The sequence below is a fragment of the Cyanobium sp. WKJ7-Wakatipu genome (genome assembly GCF_024345355.1).
Lineage (GTDB): Bacteria > Cyanobacteriota > Cyanobacteriia > PCC-6307 > Cyanobiaceae > Cyanobium_A > Cyanobium_A usitatum.
In genome coordinates this window covers 1-21,159 of the sequence record NZ_JAGQAY010000007.1, presented here as the reverse complement: position 1 = coordinate 21,159, position 21,159 = coordinate 1, and the positions used below count along the sequence as shown (strand labels likewise).

Here is a 21,159-nt window from a genome sequence, read left to right as displayed (position 1 = left end):
CCCGCCATGACTCTCGCCAACCCAAGCGATTTCGACGGCAACCTGCAACCCCAAGGCTGGCTGCGCTACTTCAGCTTCAGCCTGGATCACAAGGTGATTGGGCTGCAGTATTTGGTTTGTGGCTTCATCTTCTATTTGATCGGCGGCGCCCTAGCTGGGGTTATTCGCACGGAACTGATCAGTCCAATCTCCGATTTCGTCAGCCGTGAGACCTACAACGAGGTGCTCACCCTGCACGGCACGGTGATGATCTTTCTTTGGATCGTGCCAGTCGTGAATGGCGCCTTCGGCAATTATCTGATTCCCTTTTATGTGGGCGCCAGAGACATGGCTTTCCCCCGTCTTAACGCTGTGGCCTTCTGGCTTATACCCCCTGCGGGCATTCTTCTTATAAGTAGTTATTTTATCGCTGGAGCGGCTGCCCAATCCGGCTGGACCGCCTATCCACCCCTAAGCCTCACCACCCCAGCGGCAGGCCAGGTTGTGTGGATATTGAGCGTACTTCTGCTTGGTGGCAGTTCGATTTTTGGCGGCATCAACTTCATCGCCACCATCCTGAAGCTGCGGCGTCCTGGGCTGAAGCTGATGATGCTGCCTATGTATTGCTGGGCGATGCTGGGCACCAGTGTTTTAGTTGTGCTGTCGACGCCAGTACTGGCAGGCACCCTAATTCTGCTCAGTTTCGACATCATTGCCCACACCGGATTTTTCAATCCAACGATGGGTGGAAACGTAGTGGTTTATCAACACCTTTTTTGGTTCTATTCCCACCCGGCTGTATATATCATGGTGTTGCCAGCCTTTGGGCTCGTCAGTGAAATACTGCCTATCCACGCCCGCAAACCTCTTTTTGGTTACACCACAATGGTGTATTCGATCATGGCGATCGTTTTCCTTGGCCTAATTGTTTGGGCTCACCACATGTTCACCAGCGGCACACCCCCCTGGATGCGCCTGTTTTTCACGATCGCCACCTCCTTTATCGCAGTCCCAACCGGCATCAAATTCTTCAACTGGTTGGCGACTTTGTGGGGCGGTAAGATTGCCCTTAATTCGGCGATGTTGTTCTCATGCGCCTTCATCGTTAATTTTGTATTCGGCGGCATCACTGGCGTAGCTCTGGCCCAAGTGCCTTTTGATATTCACGTTCACGACACCTATTTCGTGGTGGGTCACTTCCACTACATTGTTTACGGGGGCACGGTGTTTGTTATTTTCGGATCTTTGTATCACTGGTATCCGAAGTTCACCGGTCGCCTGCTCAACGAGGACCTGGGGAGGCTCCACTTCCTGCTCACTTTTGTTGGTTTCAATCTCTGCTTCGCCCCCCAGCACTGGCTCGGCTTAAATGGCATGCCTCGTCGGGTTGCCGAATACGACCCCGCCTTCACCACCCTTAACCAGGTGAGCAGCGTGGGCGCCCTGTTGATGGCCATCAGCACCCTGCCACTGCTTATCAACGTCGTGGTTACGGCCATAAACGGCAAAGAGGCTGGTGACAACCCTTGGAATGCCCTTACATCTGAGTGGCTCACCAGTTCGCCGCCACCGGTTGAAAACTGGCACGGCGAGGCACCACTAGTTACCGAGCCCTACGGCTACGGCCAGCACCAGGAGACAAAAGCGTGACCAGCACCACACCCCTACAGGATTCCGTCACCATTGAGGCTGGCCACAGCCCAGCTGGTGAGGGCCACGGAGATTTCCGCCTATTTGGCCTGGCCACCTTCTTAGTGGCAGATGGAATGACCTTCGCCGGTTTTTTTGCCGCCTATCTCACTTTCCGGGCCGTGAATCCGCTGCCGGAAGGGGGGATCTATGAGCTCGAATTGCTGCTACCCACCATCAACACGGTGGTTTTGATCATCAGCAGCTTCACCTTTCACCGCGCCGGCAAGGAATGCCGGGCCGGACAGCTGGGGGCCAGCCGCCTCTGGCTGGCAATCACTGGTGGCCTGGGCGCGATTTTCCTGGCGGGTCAGATGGTCGAGTATTTCAACCTGCCCTTCAGCCTCACCGACAACCTTTTTGCCAGCACCTTCTACGCCTTAACAGGCTTCCACGGCCTACACGTGACTCTTGGCGTGATCTGTATCGCCATCGTTGCTCTGCAAACTCGCCAGGGGGGACGCATCAGCGCCAGTGACCACTTCGGCCTAGAAGCGGCTGAGCTCTATTGGCATTTCGTTGATGGCATCTGGGTTGTGCTCTACGGAATCCTGTATCTGCTCTGAGGCTCCAAGTCGTCAACCGCTGGCACGGATGGCGATTTCCTTGCGTACCGGGCACAATTAGTTGATATATCTGCCCAGCGCAGGCCTTTCACATGGCGGCCAGGAACGGCGACAGCCCCGCGGACATGCTGGAAGGCAAAGCCCTTCTTGATCGGGCCCGCGCCCTGAGCAACCGCCCAGAGGACGAAATCGCCCGGGGCTGCGGCTACGTGGGTCCGAGCGGACGGGTGCTGAAAAAAAGTTTTTATCGAGCTTTGGTGGCTGCCAAGGGCTACCCGGTACCAAACAGCGTTAGCCGAACCGCCAGCAGCGGCCAAGGCAAGGGTCGACAAGCTGATTTCCGCACCCGGGTGCATGGCAACGGCAATCTGCTGATCGGCCACGCCTACACCCGCAAGCTGGGTTTGGAGCCGGGCCAGGAATTTCGGATCGAGATCAACCCAGACAACGGCTCGATCAGCCTGCTTCCCCTCGAACCACAAGATCCCTAGGCCCCTCTCCCCTGGCGCTCCTCCTCAGTCTTCGCCGTGGAAGCTGGCGCTGAAGGCGAGCAGGTCAATACCGCTGAACAGGAAGCTGATTCCAACCAGCACCCCAATCACCCAGAGCAGCCCCCAGGCCTGCATGGTCACGATCAGCACGCCGAGGATCAGGGTGACGATGCCGTTAAGCAAGCCCCAACCCCAGCCACTCACCCTTGTGTGACCGAGGGCCACAAGCATCGAAACCACGCCTTCGAGGATGAAAACGATGCCGATGGCAAAGGCCAGACTGGCCACCACCAGGCCGCCCTCGAGCGGACCGCCGCGGAACTGCTGAATCATCCAGGCGCCCACCACGATGAAGAGGGTGGAAATCACCAGCCGCGAAAAGCATTACCAGCGTCCCAACTGGCGGGAGCGGGCCAGGTTGCTTACCCATCCCACGATGCCGCCCACCAGAAAGCCCACCGCCACGATCACGGTGATCCAGGCGGAAGCCAGCACCGGGAAGATCAGGGCCAGCACCCCAAGTACCAGCATCAACACCCCCTCAAACAGGGTGAAGGCCTTCAATCCCTCGCCTTTGGCAGAAAACAGACCTGAGCCCATCGCTATGGCAGCAACATCACCTGGACGGTAGTCACGCAAAGCGCAGACGTCAGATCCAGCCGTGATCAGCCAGCCAGGGGGCATTGATCGGCTCGGCCGCGCCGCTGGGACCGGTGGCAGCCAGCAAACGCTCGGTGTATTTGGCCAGTAGGTCGGCCTCCAGGTTGACCCCATCCCCCACCGCCAGCTGCGCCAGGGTGGTGCTGGCCCAGGTGTGGGGGATCACGGCAATCCAGAAGCCGGCTCCATCGGGGTCGCAGCCGGCCACTGTCAGGCTGATGCCGTCCACGGCCACGCTGGCCTTTTCGCAGACATAGCGGCCGTAGGCGGGGTTCTGCCAGGCCAGCTCCAGGCGCCAGGAGGCGGCCTGGCGGGCGATGGCTCGCACCACCCCGAGCCCATCCACATGGCCGCTCACCAGGTGGCCACCAAGCCGGTCGGCCAGGCGCAGGGCCGGCTCAAGATTCACCCTGCCGCCCCGGTCTGCCTTGGCGGCCAAGGTGGTGCGGCCCAAGGTTTCCTCGCTGACATCGGCGCGAAAGCCATCGGCCAGCCGCCCAGCCACGGTGAGACAAACCCCATCCACCGCCACGCTGTCGCCCAGGGCCAGGCTGGCAGGGGTCCAAGTAGCCCCAGGGGCAGCAGCCCACTGCAGTTGAACCCCGTGGGGAGAGCGGCGGATCACGCCTGTGGCCTGCACCAGCCCGGTAAACATCTGCTTTCCAGCCCAGGGCGATAATCCTCGCCATAATCGGCTAAAGGGCAGCGCTGAGCCATGGTTGAAATGCGCGTTGCCGGAATTGCCCTCGATGCGGCCAGTCGCAGCCCGATCGTTTTGCTACGCGATCCATCGGGCCGGCGCCAGGTGCCGATCTGGATCGACCAGGCCCAAGCCCAAAACATCTTGGCCGGACTCAGCGAAGAACCACCGACCCGACCCCTCAGCCACGACCTGATGGCCGACCTGATCGACGCTGGGGGTTTGCAGCTCGACCGGGTTGTAATTCACACGATCGAAGACAGCACCTTCCGCGCCGTGCTGAAACTCAGCCCCGCTAGCGATGGGGAAGCTGGGGCGCCTGGCGACCAAACAGCTGCCTCAAGCATCGAGATAGACGCCAGGCCTAGCGATTCCATCGCCCTAGCCCTGCGCACCGGCAGCAGCATCTGGATGCTTGAAGAGGTCGTGGCTGATGCCTCCATCCCGGTGGATGCGGAGGCCGACGCCCAGGAGCAGGACAATTTCCGCCGCTTCCTGGACAGCACCAGCCCTGCCGACCTGGTGCGCCACCTCAAACAGGCCCACCCCAAAGCCGACCAACCTGGGGATGAACCAACAGCCTGAAAACCGGCTCCGGCGCCCCTACGGCGCCGGGCCGGCGGTGTCGGCCTTCAGCTTGGGCACGATGCGGGCCCTGGGCAGCCCCGCCCAGATGGAAGCGGTGCTTAGGGCAGCCCTGGCCGCCGGCATCAACCACCTGGAAACAGCCCCTGCCTACGGGCCCGCCGAAACCTTCCTGGGCCAAGCTCTGGCGGCCCTGCAACGGGACAACCTGGGCCCCTCAGACGGCTGGCTCATCACCAGCAAACTGCTACCCGGCCCCGACCTGGCCACCGGCCAGGGGCAACTGCGCTCAATCCTGGCGCGCCTTGGCGTGGCCCAGCTCACCAACCTGGCCGTGCATGGCCTCAACCGACCCGAGCACCTGGAGTGGGCGCTTAAGGGGCCCGGCGCCGACCTGCTGACCTGGGCCAAAGATGAAGGACTGGTGGGTCAGGTGGGCTTCAGCAGCCACGGCACGCCCGAGCTGATCGAAGCCGCCCTGAGCTCGGGGAGCTTCACGTTCTGCAGCCTGCATGTGCACCTGTTTGACCAGACCCTCCTTCCCATCGCTCGCGCCGCCCTGGCCCAGGGAATCGGCGTGCTTGCCATCTCCCCGGCCGACAAGGGCGGTCGCCTCTACGACCCTCCAGCGGAGCTGGTTGCCGACTGCGCCCCGTTTCACCCCCTGGAGCTGGCCTATCGCTTCCTGCTCGATCAGGGGATCTCCACCTTGAGCCTGGGGGCTGAGCAGCCGGAAGACCTGGCCTGGGCCGCTGCCATCGGCGGGCCCTCGCCCTGGCTGAGTGCCGCGCAACGCTCAGCCCTGCAGCGCCTGGACGTCGCCGGCCGCGAGCGCCTGGTGGCGGAGCGCTGCGGCCAGTGCCGCGCCTGCTTGCCCTGCCCCAACGGCGTGCCGATCCCCGAACTCCTGCGCCTGCGCAACCTGGCCGTGGGCCACGGCATGGAGGCCTTTGCCCAGGAGCGCTACAACCTGATCGGCCGTGCCGGCCACTGGTGGGAGGAGCTCAACGCCGAGGCCTGCCGCGCCTGCGGGGCCTGCCTGCCCCGCTGCCCCCACGAGCTACCCATCCCCGAGCTGCTAGCCGACACCCACCGGCGCCTGAGCGCCGCCCCCCGCCGCCGCCTTTGGGGCTAGGGCCTGGGGGCGGCCGCATCCCAGAGGTTCTGCTGGGCCAGCTGCTGGGGCACGGAAAGGGGTGGCAGGCTCCAGCAGCGCTGCAGCAGGCCATCTCCCGGCAGCAGCAGGGCTGCTATCGACTCGGGAAAGCGCCGCGCCACCGGCGCCAGATCGGCCTGGGGCAGGGGCGGCACCAAGCCCCGGGCGAGCAGTTGCTCCAGCAGGGGCTGCTCCAGCACTGCACCGAGCCACTCCAGCGGTGGTGGCGCTGACTGTGCAGCACCGGCAGGTCGCAGCAGCAGTTGCCAGCTGAGGGGCGCGCCGCTGTCGGGCCAGATCACCGCCAGGCGCTGGTCGCGGCGCAGCAGGGGAATCAGGCGCTGCAGGGGCAGCACCGCCGCCTCAGCATCACCGCTGAGCAGCAGGTTGAGGCCGTCACGGTCGTCGTAGGCGAGGGCCTGGGCCCGCAACCGCTCCAGCCGCTCAAAATCGCCGCCCATGATCTCCAGGCTGATGCGAGGGCTGGAGGGCAACACCAACCGGCCGCGCAGGCTGGGATCAAGCAGCAACTGCCAGCCCTCCTGGCGACGGGCGGCCAGGTCGGGGCGGCTACGCAGGGCGATCACCCAGGGGCTGTAGGCCCAGGGGAAGGCCAGCTGCGCCTCACCCACCGGACCATAAAGACGGGCCACCGGGGCACTGAAGGCGGCCAAGCGAGCCCAGAGCCGCGGCGCCTCAAAGGACTGAAGTTGCTGCCGGCTCAGACCACTGGCCCAGCCGTCACTGAGAGCAACCAAGCCAGGGGCCGGCCTTTGGCCAAGCTCACGCACGGCTTTTTGCACAGCAGCGGCATCAGCTACTTGGCGTGTCCGCCAGGGGGCGGGCAGTTGCTTCAGCCAGGCGGCTGGCAGGTCTGCTTCTGCCAGCAGCAGCTCGGGGCCAGGGGCGGGGCGGCAGGCGGCCAGCAGGCCAGCGCCAGCACCCACCCCAAGCTGCAGCAGCCGGCGACGGGAGAGCACAGCGGGAGTGAATGCCATGGCAGCGACCCTAGGCACCGAGCTCCAGCCGGCAGGCTGCGTCGCAGGCCTCAGCCAGGGCCCCTGGCTGCCGGCCCGCCAGCTGCCAGAGCAGGGCCAGGCCGCCGGCCCCCACCCCCTCCTTGACGTAGCCGCGCTCGTAGTCGCGTAGGGCGGCGCTGCTGCAGCAATGGAAGCGCAGGGCCGCCACCTCCAGCCTCGGCCGCACCTGCCAGCGAGCACCTATGCGCTCCAGCAGCAGGGCCAGGTTGCTGCCAGCTTCCTCGGCCACCCAGGCGGTGGTGGCCACCACCAAGCGATCCGCCAGGGCTGGCCGCTGGCCTGGCTCAGCCAGGGCTAGGGCCAGGGCCAGCACCGCCGCCATCTGGCTGCCACCGGCCAGCAGCACCGGCGTACCGCGGGCCGCCGCCGCCCCCACCAGCCCAGCAGCGAAGGCCTGCATTGGATCCCCCAACGCCGCCAACACGTTTAGGGGGTCCGGAAATGCTAGGGGGTGCGCAACTCCCGTCAGATCTGCCGCCTCAAAACTCGCTGCAGCCAAACCCTGAGCCACGAGGGCCGCCTTCAGGCCATGGGCCGGTTGGCGCAAGCTGCCGCTCACTAGACCCGCCGCTGCCACCCCCAGGCCCTCGAGCACCGCCAGGGCCGTGGTGGTGCCTCCTGGCACACATTCGGCCAGCAGCAACGGCTCGGCCGGATCCAAGCGCCTGCCCCAGGCGCTGCCGCGCTGCACGAGGGCCGCCACCCTGGCTGGGGCAAGGGCCTGGCCCGTGCTGAGGCAGCGGGCCGGGCCGGCACTCTCCAGCCCCGGCAGGCGCAGGTGCGGCACCGCCGCCGCGATCGCACAGCCCAGATCGAGCACCCGGGTGCGCTCCAGCAGCCCCAGCTGACTCAACACCACATGGCTGATCAGGGCCGGGCTGACCCCCGCCGGCAGGGGCGGCAAGGCATGGCAGCGGCGACCACCGGGGCCCAGCAGCAGCAATTCGGCATCGGCGGCCGCCGTGCCCAGCCGGGCCTGGGGCGAGGCCCCGGCTGCGGAAATCCCAGGCACCGCAGCCGTATCGGTGGCGGCGAGCAGCAGCAGAGTGCGGCTGCGGCGCCAGCCCTGCTCCAGAGCCTGGGTCCAGGAATCAGGGGCCATCAGGCCGCTCAGAGGGGGTCAAGGGCCACTAGGGCCCGAAGGGAATCTGGGGGCTCTGGGATGGGGGAATGCAGGCGCGGAAAGATCCAGTAGGCCACCGCATGCAGGGCCAGCACAACGATCACGTTCTGCACCCACACCAACGCCAGCGCAGCTAGCTGTACCTGGGCCAGCTCGATCGATGCTGCCATTCCCAGCCAGCCAGCCAACTTCTCCAATAAACCAGCAGCCGCAGTGGTGATCAGCACCCAAAGGTTCTCGCCCACCAAAACAGAGAGCACCGCCACCCTCACCAGGAAGCCAGCTGCACTGATCAGGCTGCCAACACCCCAGCTCAGCCACCAACTGGAGCGCCAACCGGCCCTGGCCCGCCAGCACCAGCCCAGCCACAGCGCCAGCAAGCCATAGGGGAAAACCACCAACGGCCCCCGGATCGGACCCATCAGGGCAACCAGCAATAGGGCGGTCACAACCAGTCCCTCCACGGCACAGCGCCAGCCATGACGCAACTGCAACAGGGCCAGGGGCAGGGGCAGGGCCAGCCGAAACAGGGGGCTGCCCACCGGCAGGTAGTAGAGCGCCACCCACAGCAGGGCGGTGGCGGCGGCGAGATAGGCCGTATCCATCAACTGGCGGGCCTGGCCGCGGTTGAGTTGGCGCCGGGACGACATCAGCGCGGTGCCGGCGCCGGTGTGACCGTAGGGGCAGGCGCCGGCGTGGCAGCAGCTCCGACCCGCTCAATCATCTCCACCTCAAAACTGACCCCCGCCGCCCGCAAGGCTTCTGTGACCGCTTCCGCCGGGGCAGCGGGATCGGCGGAGGGCAGCTGGATCGTGATGCGATAGGGGGCTGGCTTACTGGGATTGACGGCTGCCGGCTTGGCTTCCACGGGCTTGGGCTCAGCCTTTTTGGGGGAGGCAGCAGTAGGGGGGGGAGCAGCTTTTGAGGCGGGAGTGGCGGCAGCTGGATTAGGGGCAGGAGAGACCGGCTGAGCGGGCTGGGCCGGGGGCGCTGAGAAGCTGCGGCCCAGCTGGTCGCCGAAGCGGGTGCCACTGCAGCCAGCCAGCGCTAAGGCGCAAAGCAGCGACCCAAAGGTGCGGCCGGCGCCTGCCATCAGCTGTCCGCCGCCCTGATCACCCGCACCGCGCTGGCGCGCAGCCGGCCGGTCTTGGTGGTGCTGGGAGCTTTCTTTGCCGCAGGAGCCTTAGCTGCCGGTTTTTTGGCCGCTGGCTTTTTGGCTCCAGGCTTCCTGGCCGCAGCTTTGCCAGTAGCTGCCTTTGCGGCCAGCAGCTCAACCGCCTGCTCCAGGGTGATGGTGTCGGCGGTGGTGCCCTCCGGCAGCGAAGCATTCACCTTGCCCTGCTTGACATAGAGGCCGTAGGGACCGTCAAACAGTTGGATCGCCTCGTCGTCGCCCTCGGGGACACCGATGTCCTTGAGGGCCGTGCGGCCGCCACGGCCCTTCTTGGGCATGGCGAACAGCTCCAAGGCTCGGTCAAGGCCAACCACCAGTACGTCGTCCTCCGCCTTAAGGGAGCGGTAGTCCTTCTCGCCTTTGCCCTTGTGGTGCACCACGTAGGGGCCAAAGCGACCAAGCCCCGCCTCCACCCGACCGCCCTCCGGGTGGTCGCCAAGTTGGCGGGGTAGCCGCAACAGGGCGATGGCATCCTCCAGGGTCAGCTCCTCGGGCTTGGCGCCTTTGGGCAGCGAAGCTCGCTTCGGTTTGGGGTTCTCGTCACTCACCTGACCCCGCTGCACGTAGGGCCCGTACTGGCCAAACAGCAGATACACCTGCTCACCGCTTTCCGGGTCATCACCAAGGGACTCGGGCCCATCGGCCTTCTGCCTCAGGATCAGCTCCGCCTTTTCGGCATCGAGATCGGCAGGGGTGATCTCCTGGGGCAGGGTGGCCTTGAGCAGCTCCTCGGTGCCGTCTTCAGCGACGCGCTTGGTTTCCAGGTAGGCGCCGAAGCGGCCGATGCGCACCACGCAGGGCAGGCCCTCCAGCTCAACGGTGCGGGACACGCCGGGGTCAATATCGCCCTCCCGCTGCTGCACCTGGGTTTCCAGGCCCTTTTCTCCCTTAAAGAAGCTCTCCAGATAAGGCAGCCACTGCACCTGACCGTGGGAGATCTCATCGAGGGTGTTCTCCATCCGGGCCGTGAAACTGGTGTCCACCAGATCCGGGAAGTGCTCCTCCAGCAGGGCCGTCACGGCAAAAGCCGTGAAGCTGGGGGTGAGGGAGTTATTGGCGAGGGTGGCGTAGCCGCGATCGACGATCGTGCCAATGATCGAGGCATAGGTGGAGGGGCGACCGATGCCCTCCTTCTCAAGCATCTTCACCAGGGCAGCCTCGCTGTAGCGAGCGGGGGGCTGGGTTTGGTGGCCGAGGGCCTCCACCGCCTTGCAGGCGGGGCTGTCGCCCACCTTCAGGGCCGGCAGCAACAGCTCCTGACCTTCAAGGGCCGCATCGGGATCGTCGCTGCCCTCGACGTAGGCGCGAAAGAAACCGGCGAAGTCGATGCGCTTACCCGAGGCCCGGAACTGGGCTGGGCCCAGGGCGCCGCCATCGGCCTGGAGTTCGACGGCGAGCATGGTGAGGCGGGCATCAGCCATCTGGCTGGCCACGGTGCGCTTCCAGATCAGCTCATAGAGGGCCAGATCCTTGCCATCAAGGCCGGTGGCATTTGGGGTGCGGAACGCCTCACCGGCTGGGCGAATCGCCTCGTGGGCCTCCTGGGCGTTGCGGGCCTTGGTGGAAAACTGGCGGGGGCTGGGGCTGAGGTAGTCCTTGCCGTACTTCTCGCTGACGCAGCTGCGGGCTGCGTTGATCGCCTGGTCGCTGAGGTGCACCGAGTCGGTGCGCATGTAGGTGATGAAACCGCGCTCGTAGAGGCCCTGGGCCGTGCGCATGGTTTCCCGGGCCGAGAGCCGCAGCTTGCGGTTGGACTCCTGCTGCAGGGTGCTGGTGGTGAAAGGCGGCACGGGCTTTCGCACCGTGGGCTTCTCCTCTACGGAGGTCACCTGCCAGGGATTGGCCTGCACCTGGACCTGGAGCTGGCGGGCCTCGGCCTCACTCAGCAGCCTCACCTTGCTGCCGGCCTTAAGGGCGCCGGTGCTCTCATCGAAGTCGGAGCCTCCGGCGATGCGCTCCCCTTTCAAGTGGCTGAGCTTGGCCTCAAAGCCAGCTTCTCCCTCCTCCAGCCGGGCCTTGAGGTCCCAGTAGCTGCCGCTGCGGAAAGCCCGGCGGGCCCGCTCGCGCTGCACGAGCAGGCGCACTGCCACCGATTGAACCCGGCCGGCGCTCAACCCCCACGCCACCTTTTTCCACAGCAGCGGCGAAAGGGTGTAACCCACCAGCCGATCGAGGATGCGCCTGGTTTCCTGGGCATGCACCAGCTCCATATCGAGGTCGCGGGTGTCCTCGAGAGCCCGGCTGATGGCCTCTTTGGTGATCTCGTGAAACACCATGCGCTTCACCGGCACCTTGGGGCTGAGCAGCTGCAGCAGGTGCCAGCTGATCGATTCCCCCTCCCGATCTTCGTCAGTGGCCAGCAGCAGCTGCTCGGCGCCCTTGAGGGCATCCTTGAGCTCCTTGACCACCTTTTTCTTGTCCTTCGGCACCACGTAGAGGGGCTCGAAGTTGGCGGCGGTGTTGACGCCGAGATTGGCCCACTTCTCACCCTTGTGAGCCGCCGGAATCTCACTGGCGTTATTGGGCAAGTCGCGGACGTGCCCCATCGAGGCTTCCACCTTGAAATCCTTGGGAAGGAAGCCGCGGATGGTGCGGGCCTTCGTCGGACTTTCAACAATGACCAGGGTGTGACCCACAGACCAGCGCCTTACCGCTTCCCTCTTTATCGCATCAAGCGCCCAAGTTGACAGCCCGGCGCAGCTACAGTCACCGACATCACAGCTCCCACCTCGCGGTCCCCTCGCTGATGTTCCTGCTGGGCGCCCTCTCCTCCGTGGCCGATGCGATCGGCAGTGGTGCCGGAACGGGAGGATTAAATCTCCAGCTCAACGCTGGCGCCATCGCCCCGGAGGCGGCGGTGCTGATCGCGCTGCTCACCTGCCTGCTGGTGGATCTCGCTGGCGAGAAGGCCGCCAGCCGCTGGGTGCCACCGATTTGTTATGCCGGCCTGGGCAGCGCCCTGGTGCTGCTTGCCCTGCAGTGGAACATCCCCGACCTGCAGCCCGCCTTCGTGGGCTCCTTCCTGGCAGACAACCTGGCGATTGCCTTCCGAGCCGTGGTGGCGGCCTCCACCTTGATTTCACTGCTACTCAGCTGGCGCTACGTGGAGCAGAGCGGCACACCGGTGGGTGAGTTCGCCGGCATTCTGCTGGCTGCCACCCTCGGCGCCATGTTCCTATGTGGCGCCACCGATCTAGTGACAATTTTCGTGTCCCTGGAAACTCTCTCTGTGTCTAGCTATTTGCTGGCCGGCTACATGAAGAGGGATGCCCGTAGCTCCGAGGCAGCACTGAAATATTTGCTGGTGGGTTCGGCCGCCGCGGCTGTATTTCTCTACGGCGCCTCCCTGCTTTACGGCCTCACCGGCGGCGCCACCGGCCTCGACGCCGTAGCCCTGGCCCTGCGCACCAGCGCCTCGCCCGTTACGGCTCTAGCCCTGGTTTTCGTGCTGGCCACGGTGGCCTTCAAAATCGCCGCGGTGCCCTTCCACCAGTGGACCCCCGACGTCTACGAGGGCTCGCCAACGCCGGTGGTGGCGTTCCTTTCGGTGGGCTCCAAGGCCGCCGGCTTTGCCCTGGCCCTGCGCATCCTGGTGGGCTGCTTCGAGAGCTTTGATGCCCAGTGGAAGCTGCTGTTCACCGTGCTTGCGGTGCTCAGCATGGTGCTGGGCAACGTGGTGGCCCTGGCCCAAACCTCGATGAAACGGATGCTGGCCTACAGCTCGATCGGCCAGGCCGGCTTCGTGATGATTGGCCTGGTGTGCGGCACCGAAGACGGCTTCGCCGCGATGGTGCTCTACATGGCGGCCTACCTGTTCATGAATCTAGGCGCCTTCGCCTGCATCATCCTGTTCTCGCTGCGCACCGGCTCCGACCGCATTGCTGATTACGCCGGCCTTTATCAGAAGGATCCGCTGATCACCCTGGGCTTAAGTCTCTGCCTGCTTTCCCTAGGTGGTATTCCGCCGATGCTCGGCTTCTTCGGCAAGATTTATCTATTTTTTGCCGGCTGGGCCGATCACCAATACCTACTGGTGGTGGTGGGTCTGGTCACCTCGGTGGTTTCGATCTACTACTACATCTCAGTGATCAAGATGATGGTGGTGAAAGAGCCCCAGGAAGCCTCCGATGTGGTCAAGGCTTACCCAGCCATCAATTGGTCTGTGGCTGGCCTGCCCGCCCTGCGCACCGCCCTGGTGGGCTGCGTGATTATCACAGCCGTGGGCGGCATTCTCTCCAACCCCCTATTCACCTGGGCCAGCCAGGCTGTTACCGGCACGCCGATGCTGGTTCAGGCCATTGGTTGAGCACAGGTCATTTGTTAAGAAGGTAGCAGCGATTTGATGGGCGATCCCGTTGCCCAACTTCAGGGCGTAGACAAGGTTTATGGCAGCGGCGAGATGGCCGTTAAGGCCCTCGATGGTGTGGATCTCACCGTCAATAGAGGGGATTACTTAGCAGTGATGGGAGCGTCCGGCTCCGGCAAAAGCACGGCCATGAATATTCTCGGCTGCCTCGACCGCCCCTCCAGTGGCAGCTACCGGCTCAACAACACCCCGGTGGAAGACCTCAGCGATGACCAGCTCGCTGATTTGCGCAACCGCGACCTGGGCTTTGTGTTTCAGCAGTTCCATCTGCTGCCCCAGTTGAGCGCCCTCGACAATGTGATCCTGCCGATGGTTTACGCGGGGGTGCCTGCGGCTGAGCGGCGCCAACGGGCACAGGCCGCCCTCGAGCGGGTGGGGCTGGGTCAGCGGCTAAATAACAAGCCCAATCAGCTCTCGGGCGGCCAGCAGCAGCGGGTAGCCATAGCCAGGGCGATCATCAACCAGCCCGCCCTGCTGCTGGCCGACGAGCCGACCGGGGCCCTGGATTCCCAAACCACCGCCGAAGTACTCGACATCTTCGATGCCCTGCATCGCGGTGGCATGACCGTGGTGATGGTTACCCACGAAGACGACGTGGCTGCCCGGGCCGAGAAAATCGTGCACTTCCGCGACGGCCGGATCCTGGGCTGAAGGATCCTCAGCTAAGGGTGCGGGGACGCTCCAGTCTCTCCAGTAGCTGTCCCATCAACAGGGCGATGGCATCGCTGCCGGCGGCCCCCTTGCCCGGGTCTAGATCACCAGGATCAACCGCCACCCAGCCGCCGTCGCCGGGCAGCCGCAGCTCGAAGTGCAGATGGGGTCCGCTGCTCAGGCCCGTGCTGCCGACCCGGCCGATTACCTCGCCCTGGCGCACCCGATCGCCCTCCTTGACGTAGAGCTCGCTGAGATGGCCGTAGAGGGTGCGGCGCCGCGGCCGGTCGTGTTCGACCTCAACCGCCAGGCCATAGCCACCCGCAAAGCCACTGCTCACCACCAAGCCGCCCAGGGCTGAAACCACTGGCGTGCCCTCTGGAGCCGCCAGATCGCGGCCCGCGTGCATCAGCCAGCTGCCCAGGATCGGGTGCAGCCGGTAGCCGAAGTTGCTGCTGGTGATGGCCGAACCAATTAACGGAAACAGCAGCTTGCGGTTGCCGTTGCCACCGATCGGAGCCGGGCGGGGCGTGACCCCAAAGACATCGGCAAGGCGGAAGCTACCGCCAGCGCCGGCCAGCAGGGCCGAAACCGGCACCGTGAGCGGCGGCAGCAAGCGACCTTCGCCGTCATAGCGGCCAAATTCAGGGCCAGCCTTACCAGTGCCTGCGCCGCCGTCATCTACGCCGTTGTTGGTACGGCCGCGCCAGCGCACCACCAAACCACTGCTGCACTCCTGCTGGGAAAGGGCGCCGCTCCTGCAAGCCTGCTGGTGGGCCGGCACGTTGAAGGGGGTCGTGCCTGAGCCCGAACGAATCCGGGCCCGCTCCACCGGACTAACCACCCCATCACGCACCAGCTCATCGAGGGAGGCATCAAAACGGGCCGGCGGCCGGCTCGGCAGGGCAGCCGGATCGGGACGCAGCGGCTGGGCCAGGGGCACGGGTGGTGGCGCTGGCGGCATCTCGATTGCCGGCTGGGGGTTGGCTCCAGCGGCAGCAGGCGAAGGGGCAAGGCCAGGACTGAGCTGGTCTTGGCCCCAGGCCAGGCCCACTCCCAGCAGGGGGGCTGCCATAAGGGGCAGAATCGCCAACAGGGCCCGGCCCCGAGGGCTTGGGGCAGCAGGATTTAGGGGGGCTTGCCCCGGTGGCTGGCGATCGCGCATAGGCGCCATTGTAAAAAATCTTGCCTAACCGCGCCCTGCCGAAGGAACGGCCTCAGAAGTGGCGCTGGAGGGCCAGCTCCCGCCCCTGCCGGCCGAGGCGCAGGCGGCCATCGGCATGCAGACCCAGCACCTGCCAAAGCTCACCGTCATGCAACCAGCCCGCTCCAGGGCGCCACAGCCGGGCCTCGGCGGCAGCGCGCACCTGGCAAGGCTGCTGGGCATGGGCCGCAGCCCATTCCAGGCCGGCAAGCACCCTGGGCAACAAGCGCTCTGGCCGTGCCAGGGGGTGGCCCTGGCGGCAGCCGAGGGCCTCTGCCACCGACAGGGCTCCAGGCGGCACCCGGTTGCAACCATTAAGACCAACCCCAACCTGGGCCGCGCGGATCCGCTGGCCCCGCAAGCGCATCCGGGGCAGCAACCCCGCAATTTTGCGATCCCCCACGAGCAGATCGTTGGGCCACTTGAGTTGCACCGCAAGCCCCAGAGCCTCGAGCTGCTGGGCCAGCCCCACCGCTACCGCAAGGCCCAGGGAGGCCGTTCCAGGCAAAGCCCCAGCCCAAGGAATGGCCGCACTTAGCCAGATCCCGCCCGCCGGCGACAACCAGGGCCGCCCCTGCTGACCGTGGCCAAAACGCTGGCGCCGAGCTGTTACCGCCAGCCGCTGCAGCGACATGCCTGCGGCCTGGCGTCGCTCCAGCCAGCGATCAAGTTCGATCTCGGTGCTGGCACACACCGGCAGGCGGCGCAACTGCCAGCTCAAAGGGTGGCCAGCCAGGCACCGATGCGGGCCGCACCAGCTTCGAGGTCAGCCACCGGATGCACCAGGGCAAGGCGCAGCCAGCCCTCGCCTCCGGGGCCAAAGCCATTGCCAGGCGTCAGGGCCACACCGGTGGCCTCGAGCAGGGCTGCACAAAAATCTTCGCTGCCCCAGCTGCGCTGGCGCGCCTGGGGCGGCAACTCCAACCACAAATAAAGCGCCATTGAGGGCCGCCGCACCGGCCAGCCCACCGCCTCAAGGGCGTCAGCCATGCGATCGCGCCGCAGCCGATATTCCTGCCGCAACTGACCAGGCCAATTCGGAGCCTGCTCAAGGGCCGCAATCGCCCCGGCCTGCAGGGCCAGGGACTGATTGAAATCCACCACCCCCTTGAGCTGGCGCAAGGCGCTGATCAACCACTCGGCACCGATGGCGAAAGCCAGCCGGTAGCCCCCCAAACACCAGCCCTTGGAAAAGGAGAAAAACTCAATGCCGCAGTCGCGCCAATGGGGTGCTCGCAACAGGGTCGGCGCCTCGCCATCGAGGGCCAGATCCACGTAAGGGTTGTCGTGGGCCAGCACCAGCCCATGGCGAAAGGCCCTTTCCGCCGCTTCATCCAGCCAGACCTGCTGGCCCGTAGTGGCAGTGGGGTTGTGGGGGTAGCCGAGCACCATCAACTTCAAGTCGTCCCACTGCTCTGGGCTGAGGGCATCAAAATCCGGTCGCCAGCCCGCCTCGGGATCGAGCGGCAACAACACCGGCTCAGCGGAAGCCAGGTGTAAGCCACCCAGGTGGGAGGGGTAGCAAGGATCGAGCAGTAGGGCCCGATCACCCGGGTTGAGCACCGCCAGGGGCAGGTGGGCCGTGCCCTCCTGGGAACCCACCAGCAACAGCACCTCCGTCTCCGGATCCACCTTCACCCCAAAGCGACGCTGGGCCCAATCGGCCACTGCCGAGCGAAAGGGCAGGGTCGCTGCGTGAAGGCAGTAGGAGGCGCTGGCGGGCTGACCAAGCTGGGCAGCGATCGCCTCGATGGCCGCCTCAGGGGGTTGCAGATCGGTGGAGCCGAGTGAGAGATCGAGGAGTGGGGATAGACCCCTGCTGGCGGCACGAGATGCGTAAGCCGATTTGCGCTGGTCATTGCGGGCGAAAACGCCGCTGCCAAGACGCGACAGGCGCTCAGATATGGGCATCCACAAAAGCCTGAAGCTGCGGTTTGGCCATGGCACCCTCGTGGCGTGCCAGTTCCTTGCCATCTCGGAACAAGATTAGGGCGGGCAGTCCCTGGATCTGCAAGCCATCGCGAATCACTGGGTTGGCGTCTGCCTCGAGCTTGCCCACCACCAGGCGACCCGCATATTCAGCAGCCATCCACTCCATCATTGGAGCCATCAGCCGGCAGGGACCGCACCATTCGGCCCACACATCCACCAGCACGGGCGTAGAACAATCGGTCACCTCAGCTTGGAAATTGGCATCGGTGAGATGAGCGACAGACACGACAGCAGCCCTTAAAAACGTATGCGTGCGGCGATTGTATGAAGCAGGGCAGCCGGCCGGAGACGAACTGCCAAGCCGCTCAAAGTTTGTCGATCGAACGCTTGAGCTCCTCGAGCTCCGGGTCTACCTCGCTCACCTTTACGGGCTCGAGCTGGGGAGCAGCTGAGCTTCCCAGGGGCAGGGATACCGGTGTCCCACCGGCGAGGCGATTTTTCAAAGCCGCCAATTCATCGTCAACCTCGGGGGCCCCTTCAAGGGCCGCAAACTGACTCTCCAAATCTGCTCCAGCCAGCTCAGCGGCGGCTTGGCTGCGAGCCTCCAGAGTCTGCACCTTTTCCTCCATGCGCTCAAAGGCGGCCATGGAGCTGTTGGTGCCGAGGCTGCCCACGGCGCTCTGCAGCTGCTCCTGGGCCTGGGCCGCCTGGGCCCGGGCCTTGAGCATGTCCTTTTTGGTTTTGGCCTCGGCGATCCTGCTCTCAAGTGACACCAAGCTCTTTTTGAGCTGGTCCACCTGACCCGCCTGGCTCTGCAGCTGGGTGTTGAGGGCAGTGGCGGTGTCTTGGCAGGTTTTGCGGCGCCCTAGGGCTTCGCGGGCCAGGTCTTCCTCACCCTTCTTGAGGGCCAGTTCAGCGCGCTCGTACCACGTTTTAGCCTGGGAACCGGCCTGCTCGGCCTGGTTCTGGATGCGCTTTTGGCTAGCGATAGCAGTAGCCACCGCCTGGCGAAGCTTGATCAGGTCCGACTGCATGTCGGCCACCGATTGATCCAAAATCTTGGAAGGGTCCTCCATCGCGCCTACCGCCGCATTGGCGTTGGCGCGGATCAGGCGGCTGAGGCGGTCGAAGAAGCCCATCGGAGGCTGCAGGGGCAAGGCTTGAGGTTAGCCAGGGTTTGGCTTGATTCACCAGCGGGATTGCCGCACCGCCGATAGGGTCAAGCCATGGCCAAGGCCCCCCGACAGCAAACCCGCCAACTCGGCAATCTGAGCCTGCTGATGCCGCCACCCCGGCAGCCCGCCAGCGCCCTGGCCAGCTGCCTGCGGGAATTGGAGCAAAGCTGGCAGCAGGGCGGACACCTGGCAGCCCTATGGCAGGCCTGGCCCCGCATCGCCGGCGCCCAGCTGGCACCCCACTGCCGGCCCCTGCGGCTGCACAGCGGCCTGCTCACCGTGGGCGCCGCCCCTGGCCCCTGGCTGCAGGCGCTCCAATACAACCGCCACCAACTGCTGGGGGCCCTACGCGCCAACGGCTTCACCGTGCGCGACATACGCCTGGAGCAGCACCACCCCAGCGCCGCCGTAGCCCCCGGCCGCCAGCAGGAGGAAGAGGTGTGGAGCGTCCATCCCAGCCGGGTGGACGTCCACGGCATGGCTAGCTGTCCCCGCTGCACCAGCCCGGCCCCCGCCGGTGAGATGGCCCGCTGGGGCCATTGCAGTTTCTGCCGGCAAAAGCAGCTGACCCAGTCTTTAGAAGGCGCGCAGCCTCAGTAGCGCTCGGGGCGCTGCAGCTGCCAGTCAGCGGCCACCCCCTGCCGCTGCAGCTGGGCCGCCCGCTGCTCCAGGCGACTGCGCTCCAGGCGCCAGAGGGCATAGATACCGCGGCGACTCAATAGCTGGGGTTTAAGTCCCTGCCAGTGGGGCTGGGCGGCGGTGCCGGAATCAATCACCACCAACACACTCGGCTGCTGCGACGACGTGCTGGCGGGTTGGCCTGGGCGGCTCTCATGCCGCAGGCGATCGGCCAGGTTCAACAGGTGCTGGGGCTCATCACCCTCGAAGATCACCACCCGGCGGCTGTAGTAGTGCAGCGAGGGTTTGAGCATGCCGAGCATCGCCAGCGGCTCGCTGGGCCGGCGGGCGGAGCGGGCCTCAGCCGCGAGCTCCCGCACTGGGGCGGCCCGCAGCCGATCACCCAACTCCACCAGCGGCAGCAACACGGCCGGCACAAACGCTGCCAACGGCAGCTGCAGGGCCAGCAGGCCCGACAGAGCGTCCTTGCGCCAGCCTGCCCAGGCCCCCAGCAGCAGGGCTAGGGCCCAGAAGGCCGCGGCCAGGGGCACCCAAGGCGCCGCCAACAGCTCAGCCACCAGGCTGGGCATCTCGGGGGCCTCAATCAGCGGCAGCCAAAGGGGTCCTGCCGCGAAGCCCCCGGCCAGGACCGCCGTGAGCAGCAGGCTCAGCCCCCAGGCCCAGCGCCGGCACCGCTGAGCAGCCAGGGCCACCAGCAGGCCCGCCGCCGGTGTGGCCGGCAGCCAGTAGCTGGGCAGCTTGGTGGCGGCCGCAGTGAAAAACAGAAACACCGCCAGCAGCCAGCAGGCGGCGAAACGCTGCAGGGAGAGCTCGGGCGCCAGCGGCTCGGCCGGCAGCCAGCGCCAGCGCAGGCGCCCCAGGCCCTGGGCCAGCCCCAGCAGCAACAAGGGCGTGACCGGCAAGCTGGCTATCCCCAGCACGGGCACGAAGAACCACCAGGGCGCCTGGTGGTTGTTCACAACCGCGGTGAAGCGCTGCAGATTGTGGTAGCCCAAAAAGCTCTGCCAGAACGGCTCTCCCTCTACCAGCAGCGCCAGTCCAAACCAGGGCAGCGCCACCAGGGCGGTGAGTGCCAGTCCAGGCAGGGGCCGCAGCCGCGCCCACAGCCCGCCCAGATCCGCCTGCAGCCAGCCAAATAAAAGAAGGGTGAGCCCCAGCAAAAGCACCGCCACCGGCCCCTTGGCCAGCACCGCCAGCCCCAGCACCAGCCAGGCCTGCCACCAGCGGCGCCCGCCTGCGGCGTAGCAGCGCCAGCTCAGCAGCAGGCTGAACCCCAGACACCCAGCCAGTAGAGCATCACTCACGGCGATGCGGCCCCACACCAACGCCAGGGGCGAAAGGCCGTAGGCCAGGGCGGCCGCCAGCGCCGTGGACCCTGGGGCCCGGGAGCGCTGGGGCCAGCGCAGCAGCGTGTGGGCCAGGCCCAGCATCAGCGCCACGCTGGCCAGGGCCGAGGGCAGCCGCGCCGCCCAGGTGCCAAGGGGGTTCCAGGCCTGCTGCCCCGGCAGGGCATAGAGGGCCCCCATCAACCAATAGACAAGCGGCGGCTTGTCGTAGCGGGGCAGGCCGTTGACGCGGGGAATCAGCCAGTCGCCCGTTTCAGCCATGGCCCGCGCCGAGGCGGCGAACAGCGGCGGTGTTTCATCCACTAGCCCCGTGCTGCCGAGCTGCCACACGAACAGCAGCAAGCCGATCGCCAGGGTGCACAGCAAGACGAGGCGATGGCGGGTCAGCGTGGCCGGTGGCGGCTCAGCACTTAGCAGATCTGGCGTTAAGCGCTGTGGCAGAGAGCGTTTTGCCGAAGCATTCAACGTACTGAAGCGACGTGCGACCGCTGGTGGCAAGCCGGACCTGGCAGTTCCTGCCAACCGCCATTAAGCAGATCGGCGATCTCGGCGGCGGCTAGGAGCGTGTCGCAAGTTGCGGTGAGGCCAGGAAGCGGTGATTGAGCTCCTGTGATTGCGGAATATCCGATCGCAGCCGTGGGGACATGAACCAGGACCTCAGGCCGTTGCCAGCGATGCCCGGA

The 21,159-nt window shown here is 65.7% G+C and carries 20 protein-coding genes and 1 pseudogene; 8 read left to right on the top strand and 13 right to left on the bottom strand.

Annotation, left to right across the window (positions count from 1 at the left end):
• The first annotated feature begins 6 nt into the window (after positions 1-6).
• From ctaD to KBY83_RS06095, 3 genes are all read left to right on the top strand, one after another.
• On the top strand, positions 7-1,629 hold the full coding sequence (gene ctaD / locus KBY83_RS06105; protein WP_106501442.1) for a cytochrome c oxidase subunit I: 1,623 nt from the start codon (positions 7-9) through the stop codon (positions 1,627-1,629).
• Complete coding sequence (locus KBY83_RS06100; RefSeq protein WP_106501441.1) at positions 1,626-2,234, top strand: cytochrome c oxidase subunit 3; 609 nt, start codon at positions 1,626-1,628, stop codon at positions 2,232-2,234. The genes ctaD and KBY83_RS06100 overlap by 4 nt, the downstream gene beginning before the upstream one ends.
• A gap of 125 nt (positions 2,235-2,359) precedes the next feature.
• On the top strand, positions 2,360-2,725 hold the full coding sequence (locus KBY83_RS06095) for an AbrB family transcriptional regulator (protein ID WP_106501693.1): 366 nt from the start codon (positions 2,360-2,362) through the stop codon (positions 2,723-2,725).
• Positions 2,726-2,749: 24 nt separating this feature from the next.
• On the opposite strand, the pseudogene KBY83_RS06090 reads toward KBY83_RS06095, so the two are convergent.
• Positions 2,750-3,325 (bottom strand): annotated as a pseudogene (locus tag KBY83_RS06090) (HdeD family acid-resistance protein).
• Between the two features lie 49 nt (positions 3,326-3,374).
• A complete protein-coding gene (locus KBY83_RS06085; RefSeq protein WP_255018750.1) occupies positions 3,375-4,040 on the bottom strand; it encodes a riboflavin synthase in 666 nt (221 codons plus the stop codon).
• A 60-nt stretch (positions 4,041-4,100) separates the two neighbouring features.
• Here KBY83_RS06085 and KBY83_RS06080 point away from each other — a divergent pair, with 60 nt between their 5' ends.
• Together KBY83_RS06080 and KBY83_RS06075 are read left to right on the top strand one after the other, a co-directional pair.
• Positions 4,101-4,670 (top strand): bifunctional nuclease family protein, encoded by a 570-nt coding sequence (locus KBY83_RS06080; protein WP_255018749.1) that lies wholly within the window; start codon positions 4,101-4,103, stop codon positions 4,668-4,670.
• Between the two features lie 61 nt (positions 4,671-4,731).
• Complete coding sequence (locus KBY83_RS06075) at positions 4,732-5,805, top strand: aldo/keto reductase (RefSeq protein ID WP_255018835.1); 1,074 nt, start codon at positions 4,732-4,734, stop codon at positions 5,803-5,805.
• Here the strand turns inward: KBY83_RS06075 and KBY83_RS06070 are convergent.
• The 5 genes from KBY83_RS06070 to topA are packed head-to-tail and all read right to left on the bottom strand — an operon-like array spanning position 5,802 to position 11,799.
• Complete coding sequence (locus tag KBY83_RS06070; RefSeq protein ID WP_255018748.1) at positions 5,802-6,824, bottom strand: twin-arginine translocation pathway signal; 1,023 nt, start codon at positions 6,822-6,824, stop codon at positions 5,802-5,804. The two genes, KBY83_RS06075 and KBY83_RS06070, sit on opposite strands and share 4 nt — an antisense overlap.
• Positions 6,825-6,834: 10 nt before the next feature.
• Positions 6,835-7,968: a nicotinate-nucleotide--dimethylbenzimidazole phosphoribosyltransferase gene (locus KBY83_RS06065; protein ID WP_255018747.1), complete on the bottom strand. Its 1,134-nt coding sequence runs from the start codon at positions 7,966-7,968 to the stop codon at positions 6,835-6,837.
• A gap of 8 nt (positions 7,969-7,976) precedes the next feature.
• Entirely contained in the window at positions 7,977-8,639 is a 663-nt protein-coding gene (locus tag KBY83_RS06060; protein ID WP_106501436.1) for a DUF2232 domain-containing protein, read from the bottom strand.
• Positions 8,639-9,082 carry a hypothetical protein gene (locus KBY83_RS06055; protein ID WP_255018746.1) on the bottom strand — a complete coding sequence of 148 codons (444 nt, stop codon included), beginning with the start codon at positions 9,080-9,082 and terminating at the stop codon, positions 8,639-8,641. Before KBY83_RS06055 ends, KBY83_RS06060 begins: the two co-directional genes overlap by 1 nt.
• Positions 9,082-11,799 carry a type I DNA topoisomerase gene (gene topA / locus KBY83_RS06050; RefSeq protein WP_255018744.1) on the bottom strand — a complete coding sequence of 906 codons (2,718 nt, stop codon included), beginning with the start codon at positions 11,797-11,799 and terminating at the stop codon, positions 9,082-9,084. Before topA ends, KBY83_RS06055 begins: the two co-directional genes overlap by 1 nt.
• A 110-nt stretch (positions 11,800-11,909) precedes the next feature.
• Between topA and KBY83_RS06045 the strand changes: the two genes are divergently transcribed.
• On the top strand, positions 11,910-13,469 hold the full coding sequence (locus KBY83_RS06045) for an NAD(P)H-quinone oxidoreductase subunit N (RefSeq protein ID WP_255018742.1): 1,560 nt from the start codon (positions 11,910-11,912) through the stop codon (positions 13,467-13,469).
• Positions 13,470-13,505: 36 nt separating this feature from the next.
• Positions 13,506-14,180, top strand: a complete 675-nt coding sequence (locus KBY83_RS06040) for an ABC transporter ATP-binding protein (RefSeq protein WP_255018740.1) — start codon at positions 13,506-13,508, stop codon at positions 14,178-14,180.
• A gap of 7 nt (positions 14,181-14,187) precedes the next feature.
• On the opposite strand, the gene KBY83_RS06035 is transcribed toward KBY83_RS06040, so the two are convergent.
• The 5 genes from KBY83_RS06035 to KBY83_RS06015 all read right to left on the bottom strand — a co-directional run bounded on the left by KBY83_RS06035 (position 14,188) and on the right by KBY83_RS06015 (position 18,455).
• Positions 14,188-15,345, bottom strand: coding sequence for a M23 family metallopeptidase (locus KBY83_RS06035; protein WP_255018738.1), 1,158 nt, complete (start codon positions 15,343-15,345; stop codon positions 14,188-14,190).
• A gap of 52 nt (positions 15,346-15,397) precedes the next feature.
• Complete coding sequence (locus tag KBY83_RS06030; protein ID WP_254960861.1) at positions 15,398-16,105, bottom strand: biotin--[acetyl-CoA-carboxylase] ligase; 708 nt, start codon at positions 16,103-16,105, stop codon at positions 15,398-15,400.
• The gene (locus KBY83_RS06025) at positions 16,102-17,295 is read right to left on the bottom strand and encodes an aminotransferase class I/II-fold pyridoxal phosphate-dependent enzyme (protein WP_255018736.1); all 1,194 of its coding nucleotides are present in this window, start codon (positions 17,293-17,295) and stop codon (positions 16,102-16,104) included. Before KBY83_RS06025 ends, KBY83_RS06030 begins: the two co-directional genes overlap by 4 nt.
• Positions 17,282-17,602 (bottom strand): thioredoxin domain-containing protein, encoded by a 321-nt coding sequence (locus KBY83_RS06020; protein WP_254996837.1) that lies wholly within the window; start codon positions 17,600-17,602, stop codon positions 17,282-17,284. Before KBY83_RS06020 ends, KBY83_RS06025 begins: the two co-directional genes overlap by 14 nt.
• A 79-nt stretch (positions 17,603-17,681) precedes the next feature.
• The gene (locus KBY83_RS06015; RefSeq protein WP_255018834.1) at positions 17,682-18,455 is read right to left on the bottom strand and encodes a PspA/IM30 family protein; all 774 of its coding nucleotides are present in this window, start codon (positions 18,453-18,455) and stop codon (positions 17,682-17,684) included.
• Between the two features lie 87 nt (positions 18,456-18,542).
• On the opposite strand from KBY83_RS06015, the gene KBY83_RS06010 reads away from it, so the two are divergent.
• Positions 18,543-19,091, top strand: coding sequence for a DUF721 domain-containing protein (locus KBY83_RS06010; RefSeq protein ID WP_106501429.1), 549 nt, complete (start codon positions 18,543-18,545; stop codon positions 19,089-19,091).
• On the opposite strand, the gene KBY83_RS06005 is transcribed toward KBY83_RS06010, so the two are convergent.
• The gene (locus KBY83_RS06005; protein ID WP_255018735.1) at positions 19,085-20,842 is read right to left on the bottom strand and encodes a glycosyltransferase family 39 protein; all 1,758 of its coding nucleotides are present in this window, start codon (positions 20,840-20,842) and stop codon (positions 19,085-19,087) included. The two genes, KBY83_RS06010 and KBY83_RS06005, sit on opposite strands and share 7 nt — an antisense overlap.
• Positions 20,843-21,159 lie beyond the last annotated feature (317 nt).